The sequence below is a fragment of the Kitasatospora sp. NPDC028055 genome (assembly GCF_040637885.1).
Lineage (GTDB): Bacteria > Actinomycetota > Actinomycetes > Streptomycetales > Streptomycetaceae > Kitasatospora.
The window spans coordinates 112,545-136,664 of the sequence record NZ_JBEZXE010000005.1 but is presented as its reverse complement, the minus strand read 5'-3'; the positions used below and the strand labels follow the sequence as shown (position 1 = coordinate 136,664).

Sequence of the window (24,120 nt, the reverse complement as noted above, 5' to 3'; positions counted from 1 at the left end):
GGGACCCCCATCGACGAGGGAAACCCGTGCAGATCGCACCCAAGGGCGAACAGGCCCGCAACAACACCGCGTTGCCCAAGGCCATGACGCTGATCGAGGCGCTGCCCTGGCTGGAGCGCTTCCACGGCAAGACCATCGTGATCAAGTTCGGCGGCAACGCCATGGTCGACGAGAGCCTCAAGGCGGCCTTCGCCCAGGACGTCGTCTTCCTCCGCTACGCCGGACTGCACCCGGTCGTGGTGCACGGCGGCGGCCCGCAGATCAGCGCCCAACTGGACAAGCTGGGCCTGGAGTCCAGCTTCACCAACGGCCTGCGCGTCACCACCCCCGAGACCATGGACGTGGTCCGGATGGTGCTGGCCGGCCAGGTGCAGCGCGAGCTGGTCGGCCTGCTCAACGAGCACGGCCCGTTCGCCGTCGGCATGACCGGCGAGGACGCCCACACCATGACGGCGGTCAAGCGCTACGCCGTGGTGGACGGCGAGCAGGTCGACATCGGCCTGGTCGGCGACATCGTCAACATCGAGGCCGGCGCGGTGAAGGCGCTGATCGCCGACGGCCGGATCCCGGTCATCTCCTCGATCGCCCGCGGCGCCGACGGCCACGTCTACAACATCAACGCCGACACCGCCGCCTCCGCCCTGGCGGTCGCGCTCGGCGCCGAGATGCTGGTGGTGCTGACCGACGTCGAGGGCCTGTACAAGGACTGGCCGAACTCCGACGACGTGATCAGCCAGCTCAACGCGAGCGAACTGGAGGAGCTGCTGCCGGGCCTGGCCAGCGGCATGCTCCCCAAGATGGAGGGCTGCCTGCGCGCTGTCCGCTCCGGCGTCGGTACCGCCCGCGTCCTGGACGGCCGGGTGCAGCACAGCCTGCTGCTGGAGATCTTCACCGACGAGGGCATCGGCACGATGGTCGTGCCGGACGACGAGCCGACCGTGACCGGGGGACTGGCATGACGCACAACGAGCAGCTCGCCGACCGGTGGCAGCACGCCTTCACCGACAACTACGGCACCCCCCGGATCCCGCTGGTGCGCGGCGAGGGCGTCAAGCTCTGGGACGCCGACGGCAAGGAGTACACCGACCTGCTCGGCGGCATCGCCGTCAACGCCCTCGGCACCGCCCACCCGGCCGTGGTCGAGGCGGTCAGCCGGCAGATCGCCACCCTCGGCCACGTCTCCAACCTGTTCATGGCCGAGCCGACCATCGCCCTCGCCGAGCGGCTGCTGGCGCTGGACGGCCGGCAGGGCGGCCGGGTGTTCTTCTGCAACTCCGGCGCCGAGGCCAACGAGGCCGCCTTCAAGATCAGCCGGCGGACCGGCCGCACCCACCTGGTCGCCCTCCAGGGCGGCTTCCACGGCCGGACCATGGGCGCCCTCGCGCTCACCGGCCAGCCCGCCAAGCAGGCACCGTTCCGCCCGCTGCCCGGTGACGTCACCCACGTCCCGTTCGGCGACGTCGAGGCGCTGCGCGCGGCCGTCACCACCGGGACCGCCGCCGTCTTCCTGGAGCCGATCCAGGGCGAGAACGGCGCGATCCCGCTGCCCGAGGGCTACCTGAGGGCGGCCCGCGAGATCACCCGGGCCACCGGCACCCTGCTGGTCCTGGACGAGATCCAGACCGGCATCGGCCGGACCGGCCACTGGTACGCCCACCAGGCCTTCGAGGGCGTCGAGCCGGACGTGGTCACCCTGGCCAAGGCGCTCGGCGGCGGCCTGCCGATGGGCGCGGTGCTGGCCTTCGGCCCGGCCGCCGACCTGCTCACCCCGGGCCAGCACGGCACCACCTTCGGCGGCAACCCGGTGGCCGCCGCGGCCGGGCTCGCGGTGCTGGACACCATCGAGTCCGAGGGCCTGCTGGAGCACGTCCGCAAGATCGGCGACCGGCTGCGGCACGGCGTCGAGGCGCTCGGCGACCCGCTGGTCTCGCACGTGCGCGGGGCCGGACTGCTGCTCGGCATCGTGCTGACCAGGCCGCTCTCGGCCCAGGTCCAGGCGGTCGCCCAGCAGGCGGGCTTCCTGGTCAACGCGGCCGTCCCGGACGCCGTACGGCTGGCTCCGCCGCTGGTGCTGAGCGAGCAGGACGCGGACGCCTTCCTCGCGGCCCTGCCGGAGATCCTCCGGACGGTGCGCGAGAGCGCCCCGGCCGATGCGAGTTGACCATCGTCCGGGAGAATAATCACATGACCGATTCCCGCTCCGGTTCCGCCGCCGCCGGCCCGACGTCGCAGGTCCCGCAGACCCGCACCGCGCGCCACCGGCGGATCGTGGACCTGCTCACCCGCCAGCCCGTGCGTTCGCAGAGCCAGCTCGCCAAGCTGCTCGCCGACGACGGACTCGTGGTCACCCAGGCCACCCTCTCCCGGGACCTGGACGAGCTGGGCGCGGTCAAGATCCGCAACCGGGACGGCGCGCTGATCTACGCCGTCCCCGCCGAGGGCGGCGACCGCACCCCGCGCGCACCGATGGGGGAGTCGGCCAGCGAGGGCCGGATGGCCCGGCTGGCCGGCGAGCTGATGGTCTCCGCGACGGCCTCCGGCAACCTGGTCGTGCTGCGCACCCCGCCGGGTGCCGCGCAGTTCCTCGCCTCGGCGATCGACCAGGCCGAGGTCTTCGAGATCATCGGCACCATCGCGGGCGACGACACCGTGCTGCTGATCAGCCGGGACCCGGCGGGCGGCCAGGCACTGGCCGACCACCTCATGCAACTCGCCCAGGCCAAGGCGCAGTAGGGCCGCGGCACCCGGAACCCCGGTCGAAGGATCCCCCTTCGACCGGGGTTTTGTGTTTCATACGGAGTGATGCATACTTATGCCACCCACCGCACATGTGTGAAGGAGCCACCGCGATGACCGCCCAGCAGTCCTCCGACGTCCGCCTCTGGGGCGCGCGCTTCGCCGACGGCCCGTCCGAGGCGCTGGCCAGGCTCTCCGCCTCGGTCCACTTCGACTGGCGGCTCGCCCCCTACGACATCGCCGGCTCCAAGGCCCACGCCCGGGTGCTGCACCAGGCGGGCCTGCTCTCCGACGAGGAGCTGGCCGGCATGCTGGCCGGGCTCGACCGGCTGCTCGCCGACGTCGAGGCCGGGACCTTCGTCGGCACCGTCGCCGACGAGGACGTGCACACCGCCCTGGAGCGGGGCCTGCTGGAGCGCCTCGGCGCCGACCTCGGCGGCAAGCTGCGGGCCGGGCGCTCGCGCAACGACCAGATCGCCACCCTGTTCCGGATGTACCTGCGCGACCACGCCAGGATCATCGGCGGCCTGCTGCTCGACCTCCAGGGCGCCCTGGTCGGCCTGGCCGAGGCGCACCCGGACACCGCGATGCCCGGCCGCACCCACCTCCAGCACGCCCAGCCGGTGCTCTTCGCCCACCACGTCCTCGCGCACGTGCAGGCCCTCGGCCGGGACGCCGAGCGGCTGCGCCAGTGGGACGCCCGCACCGCCGTCTCCCCGTACGGCTCCGGTGCGCTGGCCGGCTCCTCGCTCGGCCTCGACCCGCAGGCCGTCGCAGCCGACCTCGGCTTCGAGGGCGGCTCGGTCGGCAACTCCATCGACGGCACCGCCTCGCGCGACTTCGTCGCCGAGTTCGCCTTCGTCACCGCGATGATCGGGATCAACCTCTCCCGGATCGCGGAGGAGGTGATCATCTGGAACACCAAGGAGTTCGGCTTCATCACCCTGCACGACGCCTTCTCCACCGGCTCCTCGATCATGCCGCAGAAGAAGAACCCGGACATCGCCGAGCTCGCCCGCGGCAAGTCCGGCCGCCTGATCGGCAACCTCACCGGCCTGCTCGCCACCCTCAAGGCGCTGCCGCTCGCCTACAACCGGGACCTCCAGGAGGACAAGGAGCCGGTCTTCGACTCCTGCGACACCCTGGAGGTGCTGCTGCCCGCGTTCACCGGGATGATGGCCACCCTCACCGTGCACCGGGAGCGGCTGGAGGAGCTGGCCCCGGCCGGCTTCTCGCTCGCCACCGACATCGCCGAGTGGCTGGTCAAGCAGGGCGTGCCGTTCCGGGTCGCGCACGAGGTGGCCGGAGCCTGCGTCAAGGTCTGCGAGGCCCAGGGCATCGAACTGTCCGACCTGACCGACGAGCAGTTCGCCTCGATCTCCGAGCACCTGACCCCCGAGGTCCGTACGGTGCTCAGCGTGCACGGCGCCATCGCCGCCCGCGACGGGCGCGGCGGCACCGCCCCCTCGGCCGTCGCGGTCCAGCTCGCCGAGGTGAAGGCGGACCTGGCGCGGCAGCAGGAGTGGGTCCAGGGCTGACCCTGGAGCAGTGGGCGAGGGGCGCGGCGGCCGACCGGCGCGCCCCTCCCGCGTACGCGCCCCGGTCCGGGCGTAACCGGCCCCGCCCGGGCCCGTCATGCACGGTGTGTGCACCCCCCTTCCGGCCGCCCCCTCCGCCGAGGACGTCTACCTCGCCGAACAGCGCCGCCGCGCGGTCCGCGAGACCGTCGCCGCCCTGCCCGGCCGCTGTCCGGAGCTGATCGCCGCCCTCGCCGAGGATCCGCCCCCCACCTACCGGGAGCTCTCCGAGCGCCTCGGCATGCCGCGCGGCTCGATCGGTCCCACCCGCTCCCGCTGCCTGGCCTGCCTGCGGCTGCTGCTGCACGCCGAGCGCTACCCCTGACCGGAGGCCCGCCTCACCCGGGCGCCGCAGGCCCGCCCCGTCCGCTCACCGCCCGTCACCGGCCGCCCGCTCCACCCCCGCCCGCGGCGTGACCCTTGCCACGTCTGCCCCGCCGAAGGTTGAGAGAACCTGACACCCGGGTAGCACGCTGGCGAACGTCACTCTTGACGGTGGCGCATACGCTCGGATACTGAGCGTGAGCGCGCCACCCTCTGCGCGCCGGGCACGACGACTGGGGAGGCCCCTCCACATGGGCATGAGCGTGATCATCTCGGCCGCTGCGGCCGAGGACGCGGAGCAGATCCTCAAGCTCCAGTACCTGGGCTACCAGCCCGAGGCGGAGCTGTACGGCGACTGGGCGATCGAGCCCCTGACCCAGAGCCTGGAGAGTCTGCGCGCCGAACTGACCGAGCAGCACGTCCTGGTCGCCCGGCTGGGCGACGAGGTGGTGGGCGTCGTCCGCGGCCACGTCGACGCCGAGGGCATCGGCCGGATAGGGCGTCTGGTGGTCCACCCCCGGATGCAACGGCACGGCCTGGGCGGCCGGCTGCTGGACGCGCTGGAGCGCCGGATGGCCGAGGACGCCCGCCCGGTGACGGCCTACCGGCTGTTCACCGGCCACCGGAGCCTCGGCAACCTGCGGCTCTATGCCCGCCAGGGCTACCGGCAGACCGCCGTCGAGCAGGTGACCAGCCGGCTGAGCTTCGTGCACCTGGAGAAGTCCGCCGCGACCCCGCTGACCGGGACCTCGCTGGCCGCGACCGCCTGAGCCCCGCCCGCTCGAGCCTCACCCGCTCGAGCCCCGCCCGCCACCAGCACCCTCGACGCCGCCACCATCCGGACGCCCCGGTGGCGGCGTCGGGTCGTATCTCCCCAGCTCCGCACGGTGCGTGTCCGCAATGCGGACAGTCCTGTCGAACAATTGGGCGCTGTACGACTGATCTGTTTTACTGGCTCACATGACTGCGACGACGAACTGGACCCCCACCGGCACGCTGCCGGCAGGTGAGCGTGCCATGTGCCGTCGAATGTGTCACTGCTGAGGGCCACCGCCCCCGGGCACCCCGCCGAGGGTGCCTCCTCCTCGCGCCCCGAAGCGAGAATCCGGCGTCGCTCCCGCCCGTGCGAGCGCGCCCTCCTCTCCGGAACCCTCCCCTCCGGCGTGCCCGCCCACCCGCGGCCGTCGATGACTCGTTAGGGCCACGCCGTCGCGCGGCCCGGTCGTTCTGCGGCCACGATCAAGGGGTGGCCGGTCCGGATCCCCCTGGCGGGGCGTCGCAGGACACCGCCGACCGCGACCCGGTCGGCCGGTGGACACCGCCGCCCGCCCCCGACCCACGGAAGCACCTGTGATCACCACCACGGACCTGACGAAGGTCTACCGTTCCCGAGGCCGCGAGGTGACCGCCCTCGCCGGTGTCGACCTGCACGTCCGCCCGGGCGAGGTCTACGGAGTCGTCGGCACCAGCGGTGCCGGCAAGTCCACCCTCATCCGCTGCGTGAACATGCTGGAGCGCCCGACCTCCGGCACGGTCACCGTGGACGGGGTCGACCTGACGGCGCTGTCCGGCGGGGAGAACCGGGCCGGCAAGGACCTGCGCGAGGCGCGCCGCCGGATCGGCATGGTCTTCCAGCACTTCAACCTGCTCTCCTCCCGCACGGTTCAGCAGAACGTCGAGCTCCCGCTGGAGATCATCGGCCTGGACCGCACCCAGCGCCGCCGCAAGGCCGCCGAACTGCTCGACCTGGTCGGCCTCGGCGACAAGGCCCGCAGCTACCCCAACCAGCTCTCCGGCGGCCAGAAGCAGCGGGTGGGCATCGCCCGCGCCCTGGCCGGCGACCCCAAGGTGCTGCTCTCCGACGAGGCCACCTCGGCCCTCGACCCGGAGACCACCCGCTCGATCCTCAAGCTGCTGCGCGACCTCAACCAGCAGCTGGGCCTGACGGTCCTGCTGATCACCCACGAGATGGACGTCATCAAGTCCGTCTGCGACTCCGCCGCGCTGATGCGCGGCGGCCGGGTGGTGGAGTCCGGCGAGCTGACCGACCTGCTGGCGCAGTCCGGCTCCGAGCTGGCCCGCGAGCTGTTCCCGCTCAGCGAGTTCGGCACCGGCCACCCCGGTACGACCGTGCTGGAGATCACCTTCCAGGGCGACGCCCCGGCGCAGCCGTTCGTCTCCCAGCTGGCCCGCACCTACCAGATCGACATCAACATCCTCGGCGCCGCCGTGGAGACGATCGCGGGCCGGATGGTCGGCCGGATGCGGGTCGAGCTGCCCGGCGGCCACCAGGACAACGTGGTGCCGATCGGCTACCTGCGCGAGCAGGGCCTGCAGGTGGCCCTGCTCGATTCGGACGGCAACGGCACGGCGAACGGAGCGGTGGCATGAGCGGCCTGAGCTGGGACCAGATGCAGGACCTGATGTGGCCCGCCACCCAGGAGACCTTCCAGATGGTCGGTGTCGCGACCCTCTGCACGGTCGTGCTCGGCCTGCCGCTCGGGGTGCTGCTGGTGCTCACCTCCAAGGGCGGGGCGCTGCAGAACCAGCCGGTGAACAAGGTGCTCGGCGCCGTCGTGAACCTGGCCCGCTCGCTGCCGTTCATCATCCTGATGATCGCGCTGATCTCCTTCACCCGGTGGCTGACCGGCAACTCCCTCGGCTGGCAGGCGGCGACCGTGCCGCTGACGGTCGGTGCGATCCCCTTCTTCGCCCGGCTGGTGGAGACCAACGTCCGAGAGGTCGACCGCGGCCTGATCGAGGCGGTGCAGGCGATGGGCGGCAGCACCTGGACGCTGGTGCGCAAGACGCTCGTCCCCGAGGCGCTGCCCGGCATCGTGGCCTCCGTCACCACCACGGTGATCGCGCTGATCGGCTACTCCGCGATGGCCGGCACGGTCGGCGGCGGCGGCCTCGGCGACCTCGCCTACCGCTACGGCTACCTGCGCTTCGAGACCACCTTCATGTGGATCATCGTGGCCGAGATCGCGATCATCGTCACGGTGATCCAGCTGGCCGGCGACCTCGCCGTGCGCCGGCTCGGCGACCGGGGCCGCGGCGGCGGACGCACCCGCCTGCTCCGCCCGCGGGCCACCACCCCCGACGAGGACCTCGTCGCCTCCTAGACCTCCCTCGTCCGACCTCCGGACGCGGCTCCCCGCATCACGCAGAAAGGCACTTTTCGTGCGCAACGTTCTGAAGTTCACCAGCGTCCTCGCCACCGCCGGCCTCGCCCTGTCGCTGGCCGCCTGCGGCAGCTCGGGCTCCTCCTCCTCGGACCCGAACGCGCCGCTGAAGGTCGTGGCCAGCCCGACCCCGCACGCGCAGATCCTCAAGTTCGTCCAGGACAACCTCGCGGCCAAGGCGGGCCTCAAGCTCGACATCAAGGAGGTCACCGACTACGTGACCCCCAACACGGCGGTGCAGGACGGTTCGGCCGACGTCAACTACTTCCAGCACGTCCCGTACCTGGACGACTTCAACAAGAAGAACGGCACGGACATCGTCCCGGTCGAGCCGGTCCACCTGGAGCCGCTCGGCGTCTACTCCAAGAAGGTCAAGGCGATCGGCGACCTGCCGTCCGGCGCCACCATCGGCCTGCCGAACGACGCCACCAACGAGGGCCGCGCGCTCAAGCTGCTCGCCGACAACAAGCTGATCACCCTCAAGGACGGCGCCGGCACCGCCGCCACCCCGGCGGACGTGACGGCCAACCCGAAGAACTTCAAGTGGAAGGAGCTGGAGGCGGCCCAGCTGCCCCGCTCCATCGCCGACCTCGACGCCGCCGTGATCAACGGCAACTACGCGCTCGACTCGGGCCTCAAGCCGGCCACCGACGCGCTGGTGCTGGAGAAGGCCGACGGCAACCCGTACGCCAACATCATCGCCGTCAAGAAGGGCAAGGAGAACGACCCGCGGGTGAAGAAGCTGGCCGAGCTGCTGCACTCCGACGAGGTGAAGAAGTACATCAACGACACGTTCCAGGGTTCGGTCATCCCGGCCTTCTGAACGACCTGATCGTCGTACGGTCATACATTGTGACGCCCGACCGGGCCCCCGCCGCACCTCGGCAGGGGCCCGGTCGGGCAGTATGCACCAGGGACACCACGGCAGACCGGGTTCTGACGTACCGTCGTGCGCGCGGCGCACCGCATGCCAACCGGGGCGCGACGGAGGCGTACGGTGTTGTGTTCACGACCCGGCGAGGAGAGACGGCATGGCAGCGAGCTTCCCCGAGACCGCCATCAGCACCGAGCGGCTGCTGCTGCGGCCCCTTGCGGAGGACGACGCCCCGGGGCTGGCCACCATGATGGCCGACGACCTCGTGCTCGCCTGGACCGATCTCCCGCACCCCTTCACCGAGGAGTACGCGACCGAGCTCGCCCGCACCCTCGCCCCCGCCCACCGCGCCCACGGCCGCGGCATCGTCTTCGCCGTCACCGAGCACCTCACCCAGCGCCTGGTCGGCCAGGTCGAACTGCGCAACACCGACTGGCGGCTGCGCAGCACCGAGATCTCCTACGTCACCGCCGCCTGGGCCCGCGGCGAGGGCTACGCCCCGGAGGCCGTCCTCGGCGTCGCCCAGTGGCTGTTCGAGGACCGCGGCTTCCTGCGCCTGGAACTGCGCACCGCCGCCGGGAACACCGCCGCCCAGCAGGTCGCCCAGAAGATCGGCGGCATCAGCGAGGGCGTGCTGCGCAGCGCCTGGATAGTCCGCGGCGAGTCCGGGGAGGTCGTCGCGGAGAGCCGCAGCGACCTGATCCTGTGGAGCCTCCTCCCGGAGGACCTGGAGTCGCCCGAACTGCACCGCGACGGCTGGCACGGCGACCACCGCTACGTGCTGCGCGACTGATCCGCCGGCGCCCTCCCCCGCTGGTCACCCCCCGTGGCGCGGACAGGTGTGCGAGTTGTCGACCTCAGGGGGACCGTACCCGGTAGCCTCTCCACCGGCGCCGCACAGCCGGCGCGCCGAGTCGCGCAACGAGTCGAGGGAGAACGGCCGCAGATGGCTGACCGGATCACGGTCATCGGGTGGGACGGCACGCCGCTGACCGAGGCCGCCGGCGCGGCCCTCGCCGCGGCGACCCTGGTCGCCGGAGCCTCCTACCAACTGGACGCCCTCCCGGTGCCGGAGGAGGCCGAGCGGATCGCCCTCGGCAACATCCAGCAGGCCGCCCGGACGATCGCCGAGCACCGCGGCGCCGCCGTCGTGGTCGCCGAGGGCGACCCGGGCTTCTTCGGCGTGGTGCGCACCCTGCGCCGCCCCGAGTTCGGCCTCGAACTCGAGGTCCTGCCCGCCGTCTCCTCAGTCGCCACCGCCTTCGCCCGGGCCGGGATGCCCTGGGAGGACGCCCAGGTGGTCAGCGCCCACGGCGGTCGGCTGCGCCGCGCCGCCAACATCTGCCGCGCCCACCCCAAGGTCGCCGTGCTCACCGCCCCGGGCGCCGGTCCGGGCGAACTCGCCCTGATGCTGCGCGGGGTGCACCGGACCTTCGTGGTCTGCGAGGCCCTCGGCACCCCGGAGGAGGACGTCACCGTCCTCACCTCCGACCGGATCGCCGACCACGTCTGGCGGGACCCCAACGTGGTGCTGGTGATCGGCGGCGCCGCCCAGGCCGGCGCGGTCGGCGAGGCGGCCGGCTGGCTGGCCGGGCGCCCCCTGGGCTACCCCGGCGCGGAACGCGGCTGGGCGCTCCCCGGCGACGCCTACGCGGGCGCCGGGCGCACGGAGGGCGAGCCGGGCGCGTCGGAGGCACTTCCCGCGCACGTGCGCGCCCTGGTGCTGGCCCGTCTGGGTGCACGTCCCGGCGACCTGGTCTGGTCGGTCGGCGCGGGCAGCGGCGCCCTCGCGGTGGAGGCGGCCCGGTTCGGCGCCGCCGTGGTCGCGGTCGAGGCCTCCCGCTCGGCCTGCGCCCGGCTCGCCGTCAACGCCCGCCGGTACGGGGTCGAGGTGGAGACGGTGTACGGGCAGGGGCCCGAGGTGCTGGGCGGACTGCCGGAGCCCGACGCGGCGGTGGTGGAGTCCGCCGACCTGGACGTGGTGCGGGCGGTGCTGGCCCGCAGGCCGGAGCGGTTCGTGGCGGTGGCCCGGACCTTCGCCGAGGCCGAGGAGGTCCACCGGGCCATCGTCGGGGCCGGCTACCGGGCGGACGGCGCGCTGCTGCAGTCGACCCCGCTGCGGGCCGGTGAGGAGGGCGGCGCACTGGCGCTCGGGGCGGGCGAGGGCGGCGCACTGCTGCTCTGGGGTGAGCAGATCGTGTGAAGGCCTCGGGTGCGGGCCGGGGCCGCCGGACGCACCGCGCGGTGATCCAGGTCGCATCCGGACACCGATTCGAGAGGTCACCGCGCCGGGCCGGTAGTGTGGCTCACAGACGGCTCCAGCCGCCTACGACCCACCCGATTCGGTCGGTTTGTCACCTTTTTGACGCGGTGCAATCCGGTTCCGCTCGGAGTGTGGGCAATTCGACGGGCCGCGTGCCGGACCTGGAGAATGCCGTAGGGTCCGGTGCGGTCGTGCCGGTTGCTCCGGGTTGTCGTTGATTCAGATGGTGCACCGCCTTCACCGGCGGTGCCCGGGCCGGGGTGCCGCAGCGCGCCGGAAGGACTTGGGCCGCAGCGCCACGGCGCGGCGGCCACGTGTGGTTGAGGGGCGGGTCGGTGCAGGCCCGGCCCGTGCGGATGGGCGCTGCGGTCGGTGGATCGCGTCGCCAAGGGGCGCGGCAGCGGCCTGGAAGGAGCTTTGACAATGACCGATGGCGGCCACGTCCCGGGCGAGGGACTGCCGGAGCACCTGCACGCCGGGCCCGACCCGCTCGGCGCACCGGAGGGCGTCGCGGGCGTTGCACCTCTGCAGGGCGTCGCGACCGACGGCGGCGTGATCCCCAACCCGGCGGCGCCGCTCGGCGGCCTGCCGGGCGCGATGCCCCCCGGCGCGGGCGTGATCCCGCCGCAGGGCCAGCCGAACTTCACCACCCCCGGCGTGCCGGCCCCGGCCGCCCCGGGCGACGGCTGGGCCGTCGACCAGGGCGTCCAGCGCCCGTCCTTCCACTTCGTCGACCAGCCGGACGGGCTGGACGACGAGGACGACGTCCTGCTGATGCCCGGCCCGCAGGGCTCCTGGGGAGCCGAGCAGGCCCCGTTCGCGCAGCCGGACGGCACCCCGGTCGAGCCCTCCTGGCCGCCGGTCGACCCGCCGGTGCTCGGCGGCGAGCAGTTCCAGCAGCAGCCGTCGCAGGCCGCCCAGGCGCAGCCGTACCCGCAGCAGCCGATGACGCAGGCTCAGCCGCCGCGCCGCCCGCTGCACGCCGGCCCGCCGATCCCGGACCCCTCGCTGATGACCGGCCAGGTGCCGGTCCGTTCGCTGGCCGACCGCGGCCCGTCGCAGGGCGGCACGCCCGCGCACGGCATCCCGGTCGTCGGCCGGCCGCCGATGGGCGAGCCCGTCGCGCCTGCTCCGGGTGTCGTGCCGCAGGCAGCCCCGGTGGCGCCCGCCGCGCCGGTGCCGCCGGTTCCCTCCACGGTCGAGGGCGGGCCGGAGGTTCACCAGGTCGCCCAGGCCCAGGGCTACCAGCAGGTGCCGCTGGGCTCGCCGCCGGTCGAGGGCCTGATGGCGGTCGAGGCGATCGGCGCCATCGAGGTGATCGAGGTCGTCGGGACCCCGGACGCCGTCCCGGCCGCGCCGCTGGCCGAGGGCGTGCCGGCCCAGCCGGCCGCCGAGGCCGCCCAGCAGGGCCCGGCCGTCGTGGTCGAGCCGGTCGCGGCGGTCGAGCAGGTCGAGCCGGTCGCGGCCGAGACGGTCGGTCAGCCGGCCGCCGAGGCGGTCGTGGTGGAGAGCCCCGCGGTCGAGGCCGTGGTCGTCGACGCCCCCGTCGTGGAGACCGCCGCCGTGGAGAACCCCGCCGTGGAGAACCCCGCCGTGGCGACCGCCGCGGTCGAGGGTGCCGCCGTCGAGGTCGTGGCCGTCGAAGGCGTCGAGGGTACCGGCGAGGCCGCCGCGCCCGTCGAGCCGTCCGAGGCGGCCGCTCCGGCCGGTCAGCCGCGCCGGATCTCCGCCTTCCTCGCCGCGCCGACCCCGCACGGCCTGCCCAAGGTCGAGGCGGCCCAGCAGGCCCCGGTGGCCGTCGAGGCGGCCCAGGAGCAGCCCGTCCCCATAGCGGCCGCCGAGCCGGTCCAGGCTGAGGCCGTCGCCGTCCAGGCCGAGGCCGTCGAGGCGGTCCAGGAGGCCGGACAGCCCGCCGAGGCCGCGCAGGCGGTTGTCGCGGAACCGGTGGCCGAGACTGCGGCCGGCACCGGCGAGATGCCCTCCGGGCAGGTCGTCGCCGAGGCCGCCGAGCAGGAGCCCGCCGCCGAGCCGGTCCAGGCCGAGGCCGCCGTCGCCGAGTCCGAGGCCGTCGCTGTCGAGGCCGCCGGTGCCGAGCCGGTCGCCGAGCAGCCGCAGCACCCGGAGCAGGCGGAACAGCCGCAGCAGCCGCAGCCGCAGCCGGAGGCCGTCCCGGCCGAGCCGGCCGCGGAGACCCCGGCCGAGCCGGTCCCCGGGCAGCCGGAGCAGGCCGAGCAGCAGCCGGCCGCTGAGCAGGTTGCCGCAGAGCAGCCCGCCGAGGCGGAGGCCGCGCAGCCCGTCGAGGCCGTCGCCCCCGGGGCCGAGCAGCAGCCCGCCACCGAGCCGGTCGCCGAGGCTGCCGAGGCCGCCGAACAGCCGGTCGCCGAGGTCGTCGAGACCGCCGAGGTCGTCGAGCAGCCCGCCGAGGCCCCGGCCGCGGAGCAGCCGCAGCCGCAGCCGCAGCCGGAGCAGGTCGAGCAGCCCGAGCAGCCCGGGGCCGACCAGCCGCAGGCCGAGCCCGTCGCCGTCGCCGCCGGAGCGGAGGCCGTCCAGGAGGAGGCCCCCGCCGCCGAGCAGCCGCAGCCCGAGGCCCCGGCCGCCACCGAGCAGCCGCAGGCCGAACAGCCCGCCGACCAGCAGCCCGAGGCGGCCGTCGAGGCCGAGCAGCCCGCCGAACCCGCCGAGCCCCGCGGCCCCGCCGCCCCCGGCTACGACGAGGCCGGCCGCGACGCCGTCCACCAGGTGATCCGCGAGCGCCGCGACATCCGCAACGGCTTCCGCCCCGACCCGATCCCGCACGAGGTGCTGATCCGCGTCCTGGAGGCGGCCCACACCGCGCCCAGCGTCGGCTACTCCCAGCCCTGGGACTTCGTGGTCATCCGCTCGGCGAAGACCCGCAGGAAGATGCACGCCCTGGCCGAGCGCCAGCGCGAGGCGTACGCGGACTCGCTGCCGAAGGGCCGGGCCAAGCAGTTCCGGGAGATCAAGATCGAGGCGATCCTCGACACCCCGGTGAACATCGTGGTCACCGCCGACCGCACCCGCGGCGGCCGGCACACCCTGGGCCGGCACACCCAGCCGCAGATGGCCCCGTACTCGGCCGCGCTGGCCGTGGAGAACCTCTGGCTGGCCGCCCGCGCCGAGGGCCTGGGCGTCGGCTGGGTGAGCTTCTTCGACGACGAGGAGCTGGTCCGCGAGCTCGGCCTGCCCGAGCACCTGGAGGTCGTCGCCTACCTGTGCGTCGGCTTCGTCGACGAGTTCCCGGACGAGCCGGAGCTGGAGCAGCAGGGCTGGGCCAAGAAGCGCCCGCTCGCCTGGGTGGTCCACGAGGAGCAGTACGGCAACCGCGCGCTGCCCGGCGAGGAGCCGCAGAACCTGCTCGCCGACACCCTGCGCGGAATCCGCCCGCTGGACGCCAAGGCACTCGGCGAGGCCTGGGACCGCCAGAAGCGGATGACCAAGCCGGCCGGCTCGCTCGGCATGCTGGAGATCATCTCCGCCCAGCTGTGCGGCCTCTCCCGCAAGTGCCCGCCGCCGATCCCGGAGCCCGCCTGCGTGGCGATCTTCGCGGGCGACCACGGCGTGCACGCCCAGGGCGTCAGCCCGTGGCCGCAGGAGGTGACCGCCCAGATGGTCGGCAACTTCCTGGCCGGGGGAGCGGTGATCAACTCCTTCGCCAAGCAGATCGGCACCGAGGTCTGCGTGGTGGACGTCGGCGTCGCCGCCGAGCTGCCGCAGGCCGTCCAGCAGGGCCGGGCCACCGGCCTGCTGCCGCGCAAGGTCAAGCCCGGCACCGACGACATGACCCAGGGCCCGGCGATGACCCGCGAGGAGGCCCTCCAGGCCATCGAGGTCGGCATCGAGACCGCCCGCGACCTGGTCGCGGCGGGCAACAAGGCGCTGGTCACCGGTGACATGGGCATCGCCAACACCACCGCCTCGGCCGCCCTGATCTCGGTGTTCACCGGCCTCGACCCGGCCGAGGTCACCGGCCGCGGCACCGGCATCGACGACGAGACCCACGCCCGCAAGATCGAGGTCATCCGCGCCGCGCTGGCCCTCCACCAGCCCGACCCGAACGACCCGATCGGCGTCCTCGCCGCCGTCGGCGGCCTGGAGCACGCGGCCATCGCCGGCTTCCTGCTGGGCGCCGCCTCGCTGCGCACCCCGGTGGTGCTGGACGGCGTGATCGCCGGTTCGGCCGCGCTGGTCGCCAAGGCCATCGCCCCCGAGGTGCTGGCCGCCTGCATCGCCGGCCACCGCTCCGCCGAGCCCGGCCACCAGGCCGCGCTGGCGAAGCTCGGTCTGCGTCCGCTGATCGACCTGGACCTGCGGCTCGGCGAGGGCACCGGTGCCCTGCTGGCGCTGCCGCTGGTGCAGAGTGCGGCCCGCGCGATGCACGATGTAGCCACCTTCGACTCCGCCGGAGTCACCGAGAAGGCCTGACGCGCCGCTTCACCTCACCGCTCCGCGGACCGGCCCGAGGGCGCGCCGGCCCGCGGAGCGGCGTATCTCCGTACCGCCCCACACCCTCGTCCCTCCGTACCGCCCCACACCCTCATCCCGATCAGGAGCACCGCCGATGAGCGCGCCCACCCCGCACCCCAGCACCGAGGGCCGGACCCCCTACCCGGTGGGCCTGCTGCTGGCCGGCCGTCGCGTCGTCGTGGTCGGCGGCGGACAGGTCGCGCAGCGGCGGCTGCCCGCGCTGATCGCCTCCGGCGCCGACCTGCACCTGATATCCCCGGCCACCACCCCGGCCGTCCAGGCCATGGCCGACGCGGGTGAGCTGACCTGGCACGCCCGCCCGTACGCGGACGGCGACCTGGCCGGTGCCTGGTACGTCCTGGTGGCCACCGACGACCCGGCGGTCAACACGGCGGTCAGCGCCGAGGCCGAGCGCGAGCGGGTGTTCTGCTCCCGCAGCGACGACGCCTCCGCCGCCTCCGCCTGGACCCCGGCCAGCGGCCGTGACGGCGGCGCCACCGTCGCGGTGCTCACCGGCGACCCGCGCCACTCCGCCGCCCTGCGCGACGCCGTCGTCGGCGGCCTGCGGGACGGCTCGCTGGCCGCCCGCTCGTACCGCACCCGCGGCGCCGGGGTCGCCCTGGTCGGCGGCGGCCCGGGCGACCCTGACCTGATCACCGTGCGCGGCCGCCGACTGCTCGCCGACGCCGACGTGGTGGTCGCCGACCGCCTCGCCCCGCGCGAACTGCTCGCCGAGCTGCCCGAGCACGTCGAGGTGATCGACGCCGCCAAGATCCCCTACGGGCGCCAGATGGCCCAGGAGGCGATCAACCAGGCGCTGATCGACCACGCCAAGGCCGGGAAGTTCGTGGTCCGCCTCAAGGGCGGCGACCCGTACGTCTTCGGCCGCGGCGGCGAGGAGCTGCTGGCCTGCGCCGAGGCGGGCATCCCGGTCACCGTGGTGCCCGGCATCTCCAGCTCGATCAGCGTCCCGGAGTCGGCCGGCATCCCGGTCACCCACCGCGGCCTGACCCAGGAGTTCACCGTGGTCTCCGGCCACGTCGGCCCGGACGATCCCCGGTCGGTCACCAACTGGACGGCCGTCGCCGGGATGACCGGCACCCTGGTGCTGCTGATGGCCGTGGACAAGATCGGCGCGATCGCCGCCAAGCTGGTCGAGCACGGCCGCCCGGCCGACACCCCGGTCGCGATCGTCCAGGAGGGCACCACCGCCGCCCAGCGCCGGGTGGACGCCACCCTGGCCACGGTCGCCGTCGTGGTCGAGGCCGAGGGCGTCAAGCCCCCGGCGGTCATCGTGGTCGGCGACGTGGTCAACGTCCTGGCCGCCGCCTTCCAGCGGTAGCGAGCCCACGGAACGGGAAGTCCCACGGAGTGGGAAGTCGGCCGGTCCGACTTCCTACTCCAACGGCTGCTCCGTCCAGATGACCTTCCCGGTCGCCGTGTAGCGCGTCCCCCACCGGTCCGCGAACTGCGCGACCAGGAACAGCCCGCGCCCGCCCTCGTCCTCGGTCGCCGCGTACCGCAGGTGCGGCGAGGTGCTGCTGCCGTCCGACACCTCGCAGATCAGCGAGCGGTCGAGGAGCAGCCGCACCCGGATCGGCCCGGAGCCGTACCGGATCGCGTTGGTCACCAGCTCGCTCAGGATCAGCTCGGTGACGAACGCCGCCTCGTCCAGCCCCCAGTCCGCCAGCCGCCGGGCCACCTGCGCCCGGACCACCCGCACCGCCGCCGGGTCGGCGGGCACGTCCCACTGGGCGACCCGGTCCGGCGACAGCACCTTGGTCTCCGCCACCAGCAGCGCGATGTCGTCCTGCGGGTTCGCCGGCAGCATCGCCCCGAGCACGTCCGCACAGGTCTGCTCGGGCGTCCGCGGCGGCCCGCTCAGCGTCGTCCGCAGCAGCTCCAGGCCCTCGCCGATGTCCCGCTCGCGGTCCTCCACCAGCCCGTCCGTGTACAGCACCAGCCGACTGCCCTCGGCCAGCTCCAGCTCGACGGTCTCGAACGGCAGTACCGCCAGCCCCAGCGGCGGCCCGGTCGGCAGCTCCGGATACGTCACCCGGCCCTGGGGGTCCACCACGGCCGGCGGCGGGTGCCCGGCGGCGGCCACCGTGCAGCGCCGCGACACCGGGTCGTAGATCGCGTACAGGCAGGTCGCCCCGGTCAGGCCGGCGCTACCGGAACCGCCCGCCTCCTCCTGGTCGATCCGGTTCACCAGTTCGTCCAGGTGGCCCAGCAGCTCGTCCGGCGGCAGGTCCAGCGTGGAGAAGTTGTGGATCGCCGTGCGCAGCCGCCCCATCGTCGCCGCCGCGTGCAGCCCGTGCCCGACCACGTCGCCGACCACCAGCGCCACCCGGGCGCCCGGCAGCGGGATCACGTCGAACCAGTCCCCGCCCACCCCGGCCTGGGCCGGCAGGTAGCGGTGCGCCACGTCCAGCGCGTTCTGCGCCGGCAGGCTCCGCGGCAGCAGGCTGTGCTGCAGGGTCACCGCCATCGCGTGCTCCCGGGTGTACCGGCGGGCGTTGTCGATGCACACCGCCGCGTGCGCCACCAGCTCCTCGGCCAGCGTCAGGTCCTCCGGCTCGAACGGCTCGGCGCGGTCCGCCCGCCAGAACCGGGCCACCCCCAGCAGCACCCCGCGTGCCCGCAGCGGCACCCGCACCAGCGAGTGCACCCCGTACGCCAGCGCCCGCGCCGAGCGCTCCGGGTCCTGCTCCCGCCAGCCCCGCGCCTCGGCCAGCCGCGGCTCCAGCCCGGGCGTGCCGCTGTCCAGCGCCGCGGCCAGCGGGGTGGCCGGCACCACCTCCAGGACCGTCCCCACCGGGTGGAACGGGGCGTCGTCCCTGATCCCGGCGAGCGCGGTACGGCGCATCCGGCCCAGCGAGCCGACCCGCGGCGGCTCCTCGCCCGCCAGGACCTGCTCGGCCAGGTCCACCGTGACGAAGTCCGCGAACCGCGGCACCGCGACCTGCGCCAGCTCCTCCGCGGTCCGGGTCACGTCCAGCGAACTGCCCACCGTCACCCCGGCGTCGTACAGCAGCCGAAGCCGCCGCTGCGCGCCCTCGGCCCGGCCGGTCAGCGCCATCAGCTCGGTGGAGTCGCGCAGCGTGGCGACGCAGCCGGGCGGGCCGCCGTCCCGGTCGGTCAGCCGTACGTTCACCGCGAGCAGCCGCTCCCCGGCCAGCACCACCTCGTCGCTCACCGGCCGGTCGGCGGTCAGCAGCTCCAGCGGCGCGGGCTCCAGGCCCAGCTCGGTCACCGGACGGCCCTCGGCGTCCGGCGGCAGGTCCAGCAGCCGGCGTGCCTCGTCGTTGCAGAGCAGCAGCCGCCCGTCCCCGCCGACGATCATCACGCCCTCGCGCACCGCGTGCAGCACCGCCGCGTGGTGCTCGTACATCCGGGTCATCTCGACCGGGCCCAGCCCGTGCGTCTGCCGTCGCAGCCGCCGGCTGATCAACGCCGTCCCCAGGGTGGCCAGCCCTATCGCGCCCGCCGCGGCGCCCAGCACCAGCGGCAGCTGGCGCTCGCTCGCGGTGGACACGTGGCTCAGGGTGACCCCCGCCGAGACCAGCCCGACCACCGAACCGTCCGGCGCGTACACCGGGACGACCGCCTGCACCAGCGGCCCCAGCGTGCCGGTGAGGTGCTGGGTCACCACCTGGCCGTGCAGCGCCGGCTGGTACGTGCCGATGAACTTCTGGCCGATCCGGGCCGGATTGGGGTGGGTGTAGCGGATGCCCTGGTTGTTCAGCACCACGATGAAGTCCACGCCCGAGGAGATCCGCGCGGACTGCGCCTTCGGCTGGAGGATCGCGGTCGGATCGGGGGAACGCAGCGCGTCCACCATGCCCGGTGAGTTGGCGAAGGCCTGGGCGACCGCCACCGACCGGTTGCTCGCCTCGTGGTCGGCGTCGTTGTGCGACTGCACCACCAGTGCCACCGCGGCCCCCGCCACCAGCAGCAGCACGATCAGGATCTGCAGCGCGAACACCTGCCCGGCCACCGACCAGTGCCGGGCCGGTCTCGACCGCTTCGCGTGCGGCAGCTCTAGCCGACCGTGTGGGCGCCCACCGGGGGAGCCGGCGTCGCCGGTGGCACCAGAGGCCGACGGAGCCCAGGATCGGCCCGGATTTCGGGCCATACCGTCATATTTGCACTCCGAGTAGCCCGCGACCACCCCGTCACCTCCCCCGTTTGGCCTTCCCCGCCCCGGCTTGGCAAGATCACAGGGTGTCCGAACCCAGCACCATCACCGACCCGGCCGACCCGCGCCTCGCCGACTACACCGGCCTGACCGACGTCGAACTGCGCCGTCGCCGCGAACCCGCCGAGGGCCTGTTCATCGCCGAGGGGGAGAAGGTCATCCGCCGCGCCCTCGCGGCCGGCTACCGGATGCGGTCGATGCTGCTGACCGCCAAGTGGCTCGACGTGATGGCCGACGTCATCGCCGAGGCCGACGCCCCGGTCCACGTCGTCGAACCCGGCCTGGCCGAAGCCGTCACCGGCTACCACGTCCACCGCGGCGCCCTGGCCTCGATGGAGCGCAAGCCCCTCCCGGACGCCGCCGACCTGCTCACCGGGGCCCGCCGGGTCGCCGTCCTCGAAGGCCTGGTCGACCACACCAACCTCGGCGCCATCTTCCGCAGCGCCGCCGCCCTCGGCATGGACGCCGTCCTGCTCTCACCCGACTGCGCCGACCCGCTGTACCGCCGCGCGGTCAAGGTCTCCATGGGCGCCGTCTTCGCGGTTCCGTACGCCCGCCTCGACCCCTGGCCGGCTGCCCTCGACACCGTCCGCGAGGCCGGCTTCACCCTGCTGGCCCTCACCCCCGCCGACACCGCCGTCGACCTCGCCACCCTCGCCCCCCACACCCTCCCCAGGACCGCCCTCCTCCTCGGAGCCGAAGGCGACGGCCTCACCCCCCGGGCCATCGCCGCCGCCCACCACCCGGTCCGCATCCCGATGGCCCACGGCATCGACTCCCTCAACGTCGGCGCCGCCGCCGCCGTGGCCTTCTACGCCGTCACCACCCCCTGACCCGCACGGAGCCCCCACCACCAAAAGTCGGCCCGCCCGACTTCCTGTGCGATCCATAGCCGGCCCCAGCGCCCGCCCGATGACTCCACCACCGCCCCGGGCTGCCCACCAACCCTCACCGGGCACCAGAAGTCGGCCAGCCCGACTTCCTGTGCGGCGCCAGGGCCTTCCACCTGCCCAAGCTCGGTCCCGCTCCAAAGCCCGGCCCCGGCGCCCGCCCGGTGGCTCCGCCACCACCTCTGGCTGTCACCAGAAGTCGGCGAGCCCGACTTCCTGTGCGGCCTCCCCTTCTGCCCACTTTCCCAGGCCCGATGTTGCCGCTGCTGTGCCGGAAGCCGCTCTGCGAAGCCTGGCACCGCGCCGGAAGTCGGCCGGGCCGACCTCCTATGCGCCCGCCGCCTGCGTCGCGCCGTTCACCTCATGCCCCTGGCACAGGGCGAGGCACCAGAAGTCGGCCGGGCCGACTTCTGGTGCCTGCAAGCCCGCTCAGCCCGTCGGGGCGGTGGGTGGGGCCGGGGCGGCGGCCGGGGGAGGGGTGGTGAGGCCGGTGCCGCCGGAGGCGCCGGCGCCGGGCCAGGACTCGTCGAGGGTGCCGTCGGCCCGCGCGGTGTAGCGGGTGGAGATGATCGCGCCGGTGGCGGCCACGCGCTCCTCGCGGACGACGGCGCTGCCGTCCAGGCGCCAGGTGGCGGTGGCCTGCGGGTCGGCGGTGGAGGTGCGGGAGGTGGTGGCCACGGGGGAGTCCCCGGCGAAGGTGTAGAGCTGGACGAGGTCGACCGGTGCCGAGCCCTCCACCCGCCGTAGCACCACGACCGCGGCCGGCTGACCCTTGTACCGGGCGGGCAGGACGGCGCTCAGCGCGACCTGCGGCCCGCCGCCGACCGAGCGCCCGTCCTTCAAGGTGACGGCGGGCCCGCCCGCCCCGTCGGGGTAGCTGCGGTTTGGCCAGTCCACCACGGGCCCGGGCCCCTGCGCGGGCGCCAACGCACTGTCCGCGGTGCCGCGCGCGGCGGCCGGGAGCGGGGTCGGCGAGGCCTGCGGCGCGACGTCCACGGAAGTCCCGGGCACGGCCAGCTCGCCGCCACCGGCGCCACCGCTGCCACCGGCCGTCGCGCTCTGCCCGACCACCGGTCGCGCCCCCTGGTTGCTCCGGTTCTCGCAACCCTGCGCCGCCGCGATGGCCAGCGCGACGCCGATCGTCACGGTGACGAAGACGACCAGCCGCTGCCGCAGCAACCGCTGCCGTGCCGTGCCGGGCCGTCCGCCGGGTGCGGGGGTGTGCTGCCGGTCCCGGGGGCGGGGTCGGGCGGGCGGCGGGGTCTGCGAGCGGTCCCGCAGCCGGCGGGTGACGGGCGTGGCCTCGGGCCGGGGGAGCGGGCCGCCGTGCGGGCGCCGCGCGGAGCCTGCGGGCGCCTGCCCGCCCGGTCGGCCGGCACCGGCCCGGGCCCGCGCGGCCGGTGCCGCGGGTTCGGGTGAGCGCCCGGGGCCCGGTACGCCCTGCCGCCCGTTCTCCTGTTGGGGAGTCTGAGGGGCCTGCGGCGCCGCCGCCGCACCGGCGGGTGCGGCGGCCGCCGTTCCCCGTCTGACCCCGCGTCCGCCGGCGGCGGCGGCCGTGCCGCGGGCCGCCAGTTCGCTGAGCCGCTCGTGCAGGGCGGCCGCGCCGGGCCGCTCGGCGGGTTCCTTGGCGAGGCAGGCCCGGATGAGCGGGGCGAGCTGCGGGGGGACGGCCGACAGGTCGGGTTCCTCGTGGACGACCCGGTAGAGCATCACCTCGGAGGACGCCCCGGAGCCGAACGGGGTGTCCCCGGTGAGCGCGTACGCGAGGGTGGCGCCGAAGGCGAACACGTCGGTGGCCGGGGTGACGGCGACGCCGCGGACCTGTTCGGGGGCGAGGAAGCCGGGGGAGCCGACGGCGGTGCCGACATGGGTGAGGGTGCTGGCGCCGCGTGACCAGGCGATGCCGAAGTCGATGATCCGCGGGCCGCGCGGGGAGAGCAGGATGTTGGAGGGCTTGAGGTCGCGGTGGACGACCCCGGCCTCGTGCACCTTGACCAGCCCGTCGGCCAGGGCGGCGCCGATCCGGGCGGCTTCGGGCCAGCTCAGCGGCCCTTCGTCCCCGACCCGCTTGTAGAGGGAGGGGCCGGGGACGTAGGCGGTGGCCAGCCAGGGGCGGTCGGCCTCGATGTCGGAGCCGACCACCCGGGCGGTGCAGCCGCCCCGGATCCTGGAGGCGGCGGCGATCTCGCGGGCGAAGCGGGTGCGGAACTCCTGGTCCTCGGCGAGTTCGGCGCGGATGAGCTTGAGCGCGACGCGCTGGCCGCGGCGGTCGGAGCCGAGGTAGACCACGCCCATGCCGCCGGCTCCCAGTCGCCGGTGCAGGCGGTACGGCCCGACGATGCGGGGGTCCTCACGCCTCAGCCGCATCATCGCCATGTCTCGTTCCCCGTCAGCCTGTGGGTGAGGCCCCGTCGGTTGGGGCATCGTCAGTTCCTGTCCGGCACAGCTTACGGACTGCCCGCTGCGGTGTGCTGATACGCAACACCTCGAGCCACCGTGCGATTGTCCGATCTTGAGCTGAGCAGCAGGTCACAGGGGTGCCGAATCGTTTCTCGGGGTTGCCCCTCAGGGTTCCCCCGGGGACCGTGTGAGACCTTCCTCCCCCTCCGGTAGTACGCCTTGAGTCTGAGCGTCATCCTCCGGGATGCCCGAGGAACAGTACGACGGCATGACGCCCGGAAGGCCCCCCGGCCAATAGCGTTGTGTCCAGCGGTGGACGGGAAACTCGTCCCCCGAGGTAAGCCGTCCACCGCGCCAACTCGACCGGATCAGGAGCAGGGCCATGGCATCGCAGCAGACGGGAACCACCCGCCGGCGTCGACCGCCCTTCATCCAGCCCCAGTCCGCCGAGCGACCCACCCGGCACCCCGCCGTCGCGCTGGCCATGGCCCTGCCGTGCGCCGTGCTGCTGGTGATGCTGTTCGGCGGGTGGGAGCAGATGGCGAACCAGGCCGAGGCCCTGGCCGATCTGATCGGCCGCTGAGGGAGACGGCGCCGCCGGCAAGGCCATCAGGAAAAACACCAGAACGGGCACTGTTCCCCTGGGGACGGGGAGCAGTGCCGCCGGGGAGGCCGCGGGCCGCGATGACACGCGGACGGGCGAGAGCGGTCCGCAGAGCACCCCGGCAGGCGGAGACGCCGCGTACGGACGTCGGTGAGGGCGACCGTACGCGGCGCTTCTCCGCCGTACGCCGCACTTCTCCGCCCGCTTCCCCGAACACAATAGGCCGAGGCCGCGACCCTGACGGATCGCGGCCTCGGCCGTTACTGTGCGCGATACTGGGATTGAACCAGTGACCCCTACCGTGTCAAGGTAGTGCTCTCCCGCTGAGCTAATCGCGCCTGGTGTGGCGGTTGTGCAGCGGGCCCCGATGGGCCCGTTACTGTGCGCGATACTGGGATTGAACCAGTGACCCCTACCGTGTCAAGGTAGTGCTCTCCCGCTGAGCTAATCGCGCCTGGTGAGGCGGTTGTGCAGCGAGCCTCGAAGGGCCCGTTACTGTGCGCGATACTGGGATTGAACCAGTGACCCCTACCGTGTCAAGGTAGTGCTCTCCCGCTGAGCTAATCGCGCCTGGTGAGGCG

General features: G+C 74.1%; 16 protein-coding genes, 3 tRNA genes and 1 pseudogene. 15 read left to right on the top strand and 5 right to left on the bottom strand.

All coding sequences use genetic code 11. The features are described 5' to 3' along the window. The first annotated feature begins 83 nt into the window (after positions 1-83). From argB to cobA, 13 genes are all read left to right on the top strand, one after another. Positions 84-959: an acetylglutamate kinase gene (gene argB, locus AB0F71_RS09200; protein WP_360230377.1), complete on the top strand. Its 876-nt coding sequence runs from the start codon at positions 84-86 to the stop codon at positions 957-959. Then, positions 956-2,161 (top strand): acetylornithine transaminase, encoded by a 1,206-nt coding sequence (locus tag AB0F71_RS09195; protein ID WP_360230187.1) that lies wholly within the window; start codon positions 956-958, stop codon positions 2,159-2,161. The genes argB and AB0F71_RS09195 overlap by 4 nt, the downstream gene beginning before the upstream one ends. A 23-nt stretch (positions 2,162-2,184) precedes the next feature. Beyond that, a complete protein-coding gene (locus AB0F71_RS09190) occupies positions 2,185-2,733 on the top strand; it encodes an arginine repressor (RefSeq protein WP_360230185.1) in 549 nt (182 codons plus the stop codon). A 116-nt stretch (positions 2,734-2,849) separates the two neighbouring features. Further along, a complete protein-coding gene (gene argH, locus AB0F71_RS09185; protein ID WP_360230183.1) occupies positions 2,850-4,274 on the top strand; it encodes an argininosuccinate lyase in 1,425 nt (474 codons plus the stop codon). 106 nt (positions 4,275-4,380) lie between these two features. Further along, positions 4,381-4,638: a hypothetical protein gene (locus AB0F71_RS09180; RefSeq protein WP_360230181.1), complete on the top strand. Its 258-nt coding sequence runs from the start codon at positions 4,381-4,383 to the stop codon at positions 4,636-4,638. Between the two features lie 250 nt (positions 4,639-4,888). Further along, the gene (locus AB0F71_RS09175) at positions 4,889-5,407 is read left to right on the top strand and encodes a GNAT family N-acetyltransferase (protein ID WP_360230179.1); all 519 of its coding nucleotides are present in this window, start codon (positions 4,889-4,891) and stop codon (positions 5,405-5,407) included. Between the two features lie 580 nt (positions 5,408-5,987). Further along, the gene (locus tag AB0F71_RS09170) at positions 5,988-7,028 is read left to right on the top strand and encodes an ATP-binding cassette domain-containing protein (RefSeq protein ID WP_360230177.1); all 1,041 of its coding nucleotides are present in this window, start codon (positions 5,988-5,990) and stop codon (positions 7,026-7,028) included. Between the two features lie 5 nt (positions 7,029-7,033). Continuing rightward, positions 7,034-7,762 carry a methionine ABC transporter permease gene (locus AB0F71_RS09165; RefSeq protein ID WP_360230375.1) on the top strand — a complete coding sequence of 243 codons (729 nt, stop codon included), beginning with the start codon at positions 7,034-7,036 and terminating at the stop codon, positions 7,760-7,762. A 58-nt stretch (positions 7,763-7,820) separates the two neighbouring features. Continuing rightward, on the top strand, positions 7,821-8,645 hold the full coding sequence (locus AB0F71_RS09160) for a MetQ/NlpA family ABC transporter substrate-binding protein (RefSeq protein ID WP_360230175.1): 825 nt from the start codon (positions 7,821-7,823) through the stop codon (positions 8,643-8,645). 208 nt (positions 8,646-8,853) lie between these two features. Then, entirely contained in the window at positions 8,854-9,489 is a 636-nt protein-coding gene (locus AB0F71_RS09155) for a GNAT family N-acetyltransferase (RefSeq protein ID WP_360230173.1), read from the top strand. 153 nt (positions 9,490-9,642) lie between these two features. Beyond that, on the top strand, positions 9,643-10,899 hold the full coding sequence (gene cbiE, locus AB0F71_RS09150) for a precorrin-6y C5,15-methyltransferase (decarboxylating) subunit CbiE (RefSeq protein WP_360230171.1): 1,257 nt from the start codon (positions 9,643-9,645) through the stop codon (positions 10,897-10,899). Between the two features lie 483 nt (positions 10,900-11,382). After that, entirely contained in the window at positions 11,383-15,402 is a 4,020-nt protein-coding gene (cobT, locus tag AB0F71_RS09145; protein ID WP_360230169.1) for a nicotinate-nucleotide--dimethylbenzimidazole phosphoribosyltransferase, read from the top strand. A gap of 136 nt (positions 15,403-15,538) precedes the next feature. Then, complete coding sequence (gene cobA / locus AB0F71_RS09140) at positions 15,539-16,786, top strand: uroporphyrinogen-III C-methyltransferase (protein ID WP_360230167.1); 1,248 nt, start codon at positions 15,539-15,541, stop codon at positions 16,784-16,786. 54 nt (positions 16,787-16,840) lie between these two features. Here the strand turns inward: cobA and AB0F71_RS09135 are convergent, their stop codons facing one another. Further along, positions 16,841-19,582 carry a SpoIIE family protein phosphatase gene (locus AB0F71_RS09135; RefSeq protein WP_360230165.1) on the bottom strand — a complete coding sequence of 914 codons (2,742 nt, stop codon included), beginning with the start codon at positions 19,580-19,582 and terminating at the stop codon, positions 16,841-16,843. An 89-nt stretch (positions 19,583-19,671) separates the two neighbouring features. On the opposite strand from AB0F71_RS09135, the gene AB0F71_RS09130 reads away from it, so the two are divergent. Then, positions 19,672-20,478 (top strand): RNA methyltransferase, encoded by an 807-nt coding sequence (locus tag AB0F71_RS09130; protein ID WP_360230163.1) that lies wholly within the window; start codon positions 19,672-19,674, stop codon positions 20,476-20,478. A 1,155-nt stretch (positions 20,479-21,633) separates the two neighbouring features. Here the strand turns inward: AB0F71_RS09130 and AB0F71_RS09125 are convergent. Further along, positions 21,634-22,911 (bottom strand): annotated as a pseudogene (locus AB0F71_RS09125) (serine/threonine-protein kinase); the annotation flags it as partial. A 406-nt stretch (positions 22,912-23,317) separates the two neighbouring features. On the opposite strand from AB0F71_RS09125, the gene AB0F71_RS09120 reads away from it, so the two are divergent. Next, positions 23,318-23,518 (top strand): hypothetical protein, encoded by a 201-nt coding sequence (locus tag AB0F71_RS09120; protein ID WP_360230161.1) that lies wholly within the window; start codon positions 23,318-23,320, stop codon positions 23,516-23,518. Between the two features lie 287 nt (positions 23,519-23,805). On the opposite strand, the gene AB0F71_RS09115 is transcribed toward AB0F71_RS09120, so the two are convergent. From AB0F71_RS09115 to AB0F71_RS09105, 3 genes are all read right to left on the bottom strand, one after another. Next, a tRNA-Val gene (locus AB0F71_RS09115) sits at positions 23,806-23,877 on the bottom strand. A gap of 44 nt (positions 23,878-23,921) precedes the next feature. Further along, a tRNA-Val gene (locus AB0F71_RS09110) sits at positions 23,922-23,993 on the bottom strand. A gap of 44 nt (positions 23,994-24,037) precedes the next feature. Then, a tRNA-Val gene (locus tag AB0F71_RS09105) sits at positions 24,038-24,109 on the bottom strand. Between the last annotated feature and the right edge of the window lie 11 nt (positions 24,110-24,120).

Coding starts and splice junctions, on each gene's coding strand:
- AB0F71_RS09120 (WP_360230161.1), top strand. CDS start 23,318: ATGGCATCGCAGCAGACGGGAACCACCCGCCGGCGTCGACCGCCCTTC.
- AB0F71_RS09175 (WP_360230179.1), top strand. CDS start 4,889: ATGGGCATGAGCGTGATCATCTCGGCCGCTGCGGCCGAGGACGCGGAG.
- AB0F71_RS09195 (WP_360230187.1), top strand. CDS start 956: ATGACGCACAACGAGCAGCTCGCCGACCGGTGGCAGCACGCCTTCACC.
- argB (WP_360230377.1), top strand. CDS start 84: ATGACGCTGATCGAGGCGCTGCCCTGGCTGGAGCGCTTCCACGGCAAG.
- cobA (WP_360230167.1), top strand. CDS start 15,539: ATGAGCGCGCCCACCCCGCACCCCAGCACCGAGGGCCGGACCCCCTAC.
- cbiE (WP_360230171.1), top strand. CDS start 9,643: ATGGCTGACCGGATCACGGTCATCGGGTGGGACGGCACGCCGCTGACC.
- argH (WP_360230183.1), top strand. CDS start 2,850: ATGACCGCCCAGCAGTCCTCCGACGTCCGCCTCTGGGGCGCGCGCTTC.
- AB0F71_RS09190 (WP_360230185.1), top strand. CDS start 2,185: ATGACCGATTCCCGCTCCGGTTCCGCCGCCGCCGGCCCGACGTCGCAG.
- AB0F71_RS09155 (WP_360230173.1), top strand. CDS start 8,854: ATGGCAGCGAGCTTCCCCGAGACCGCCATCAGCACCGAGCGGCTGCTG.
- cobT (WP_360230169.1), top strand. CDS start 11,383: ATGACCGATGGCGGCCACGTCCCGGGCGAGGGACTGCCGGAGCACCTG.
- AB0F71_RS09135 (WP_360230165.1), bottom strand. CDS start 19,582: ATGGCCCGAAATCCGGGCCGATCCTGGGCTCCGTCGGCCTCTGGTGCC.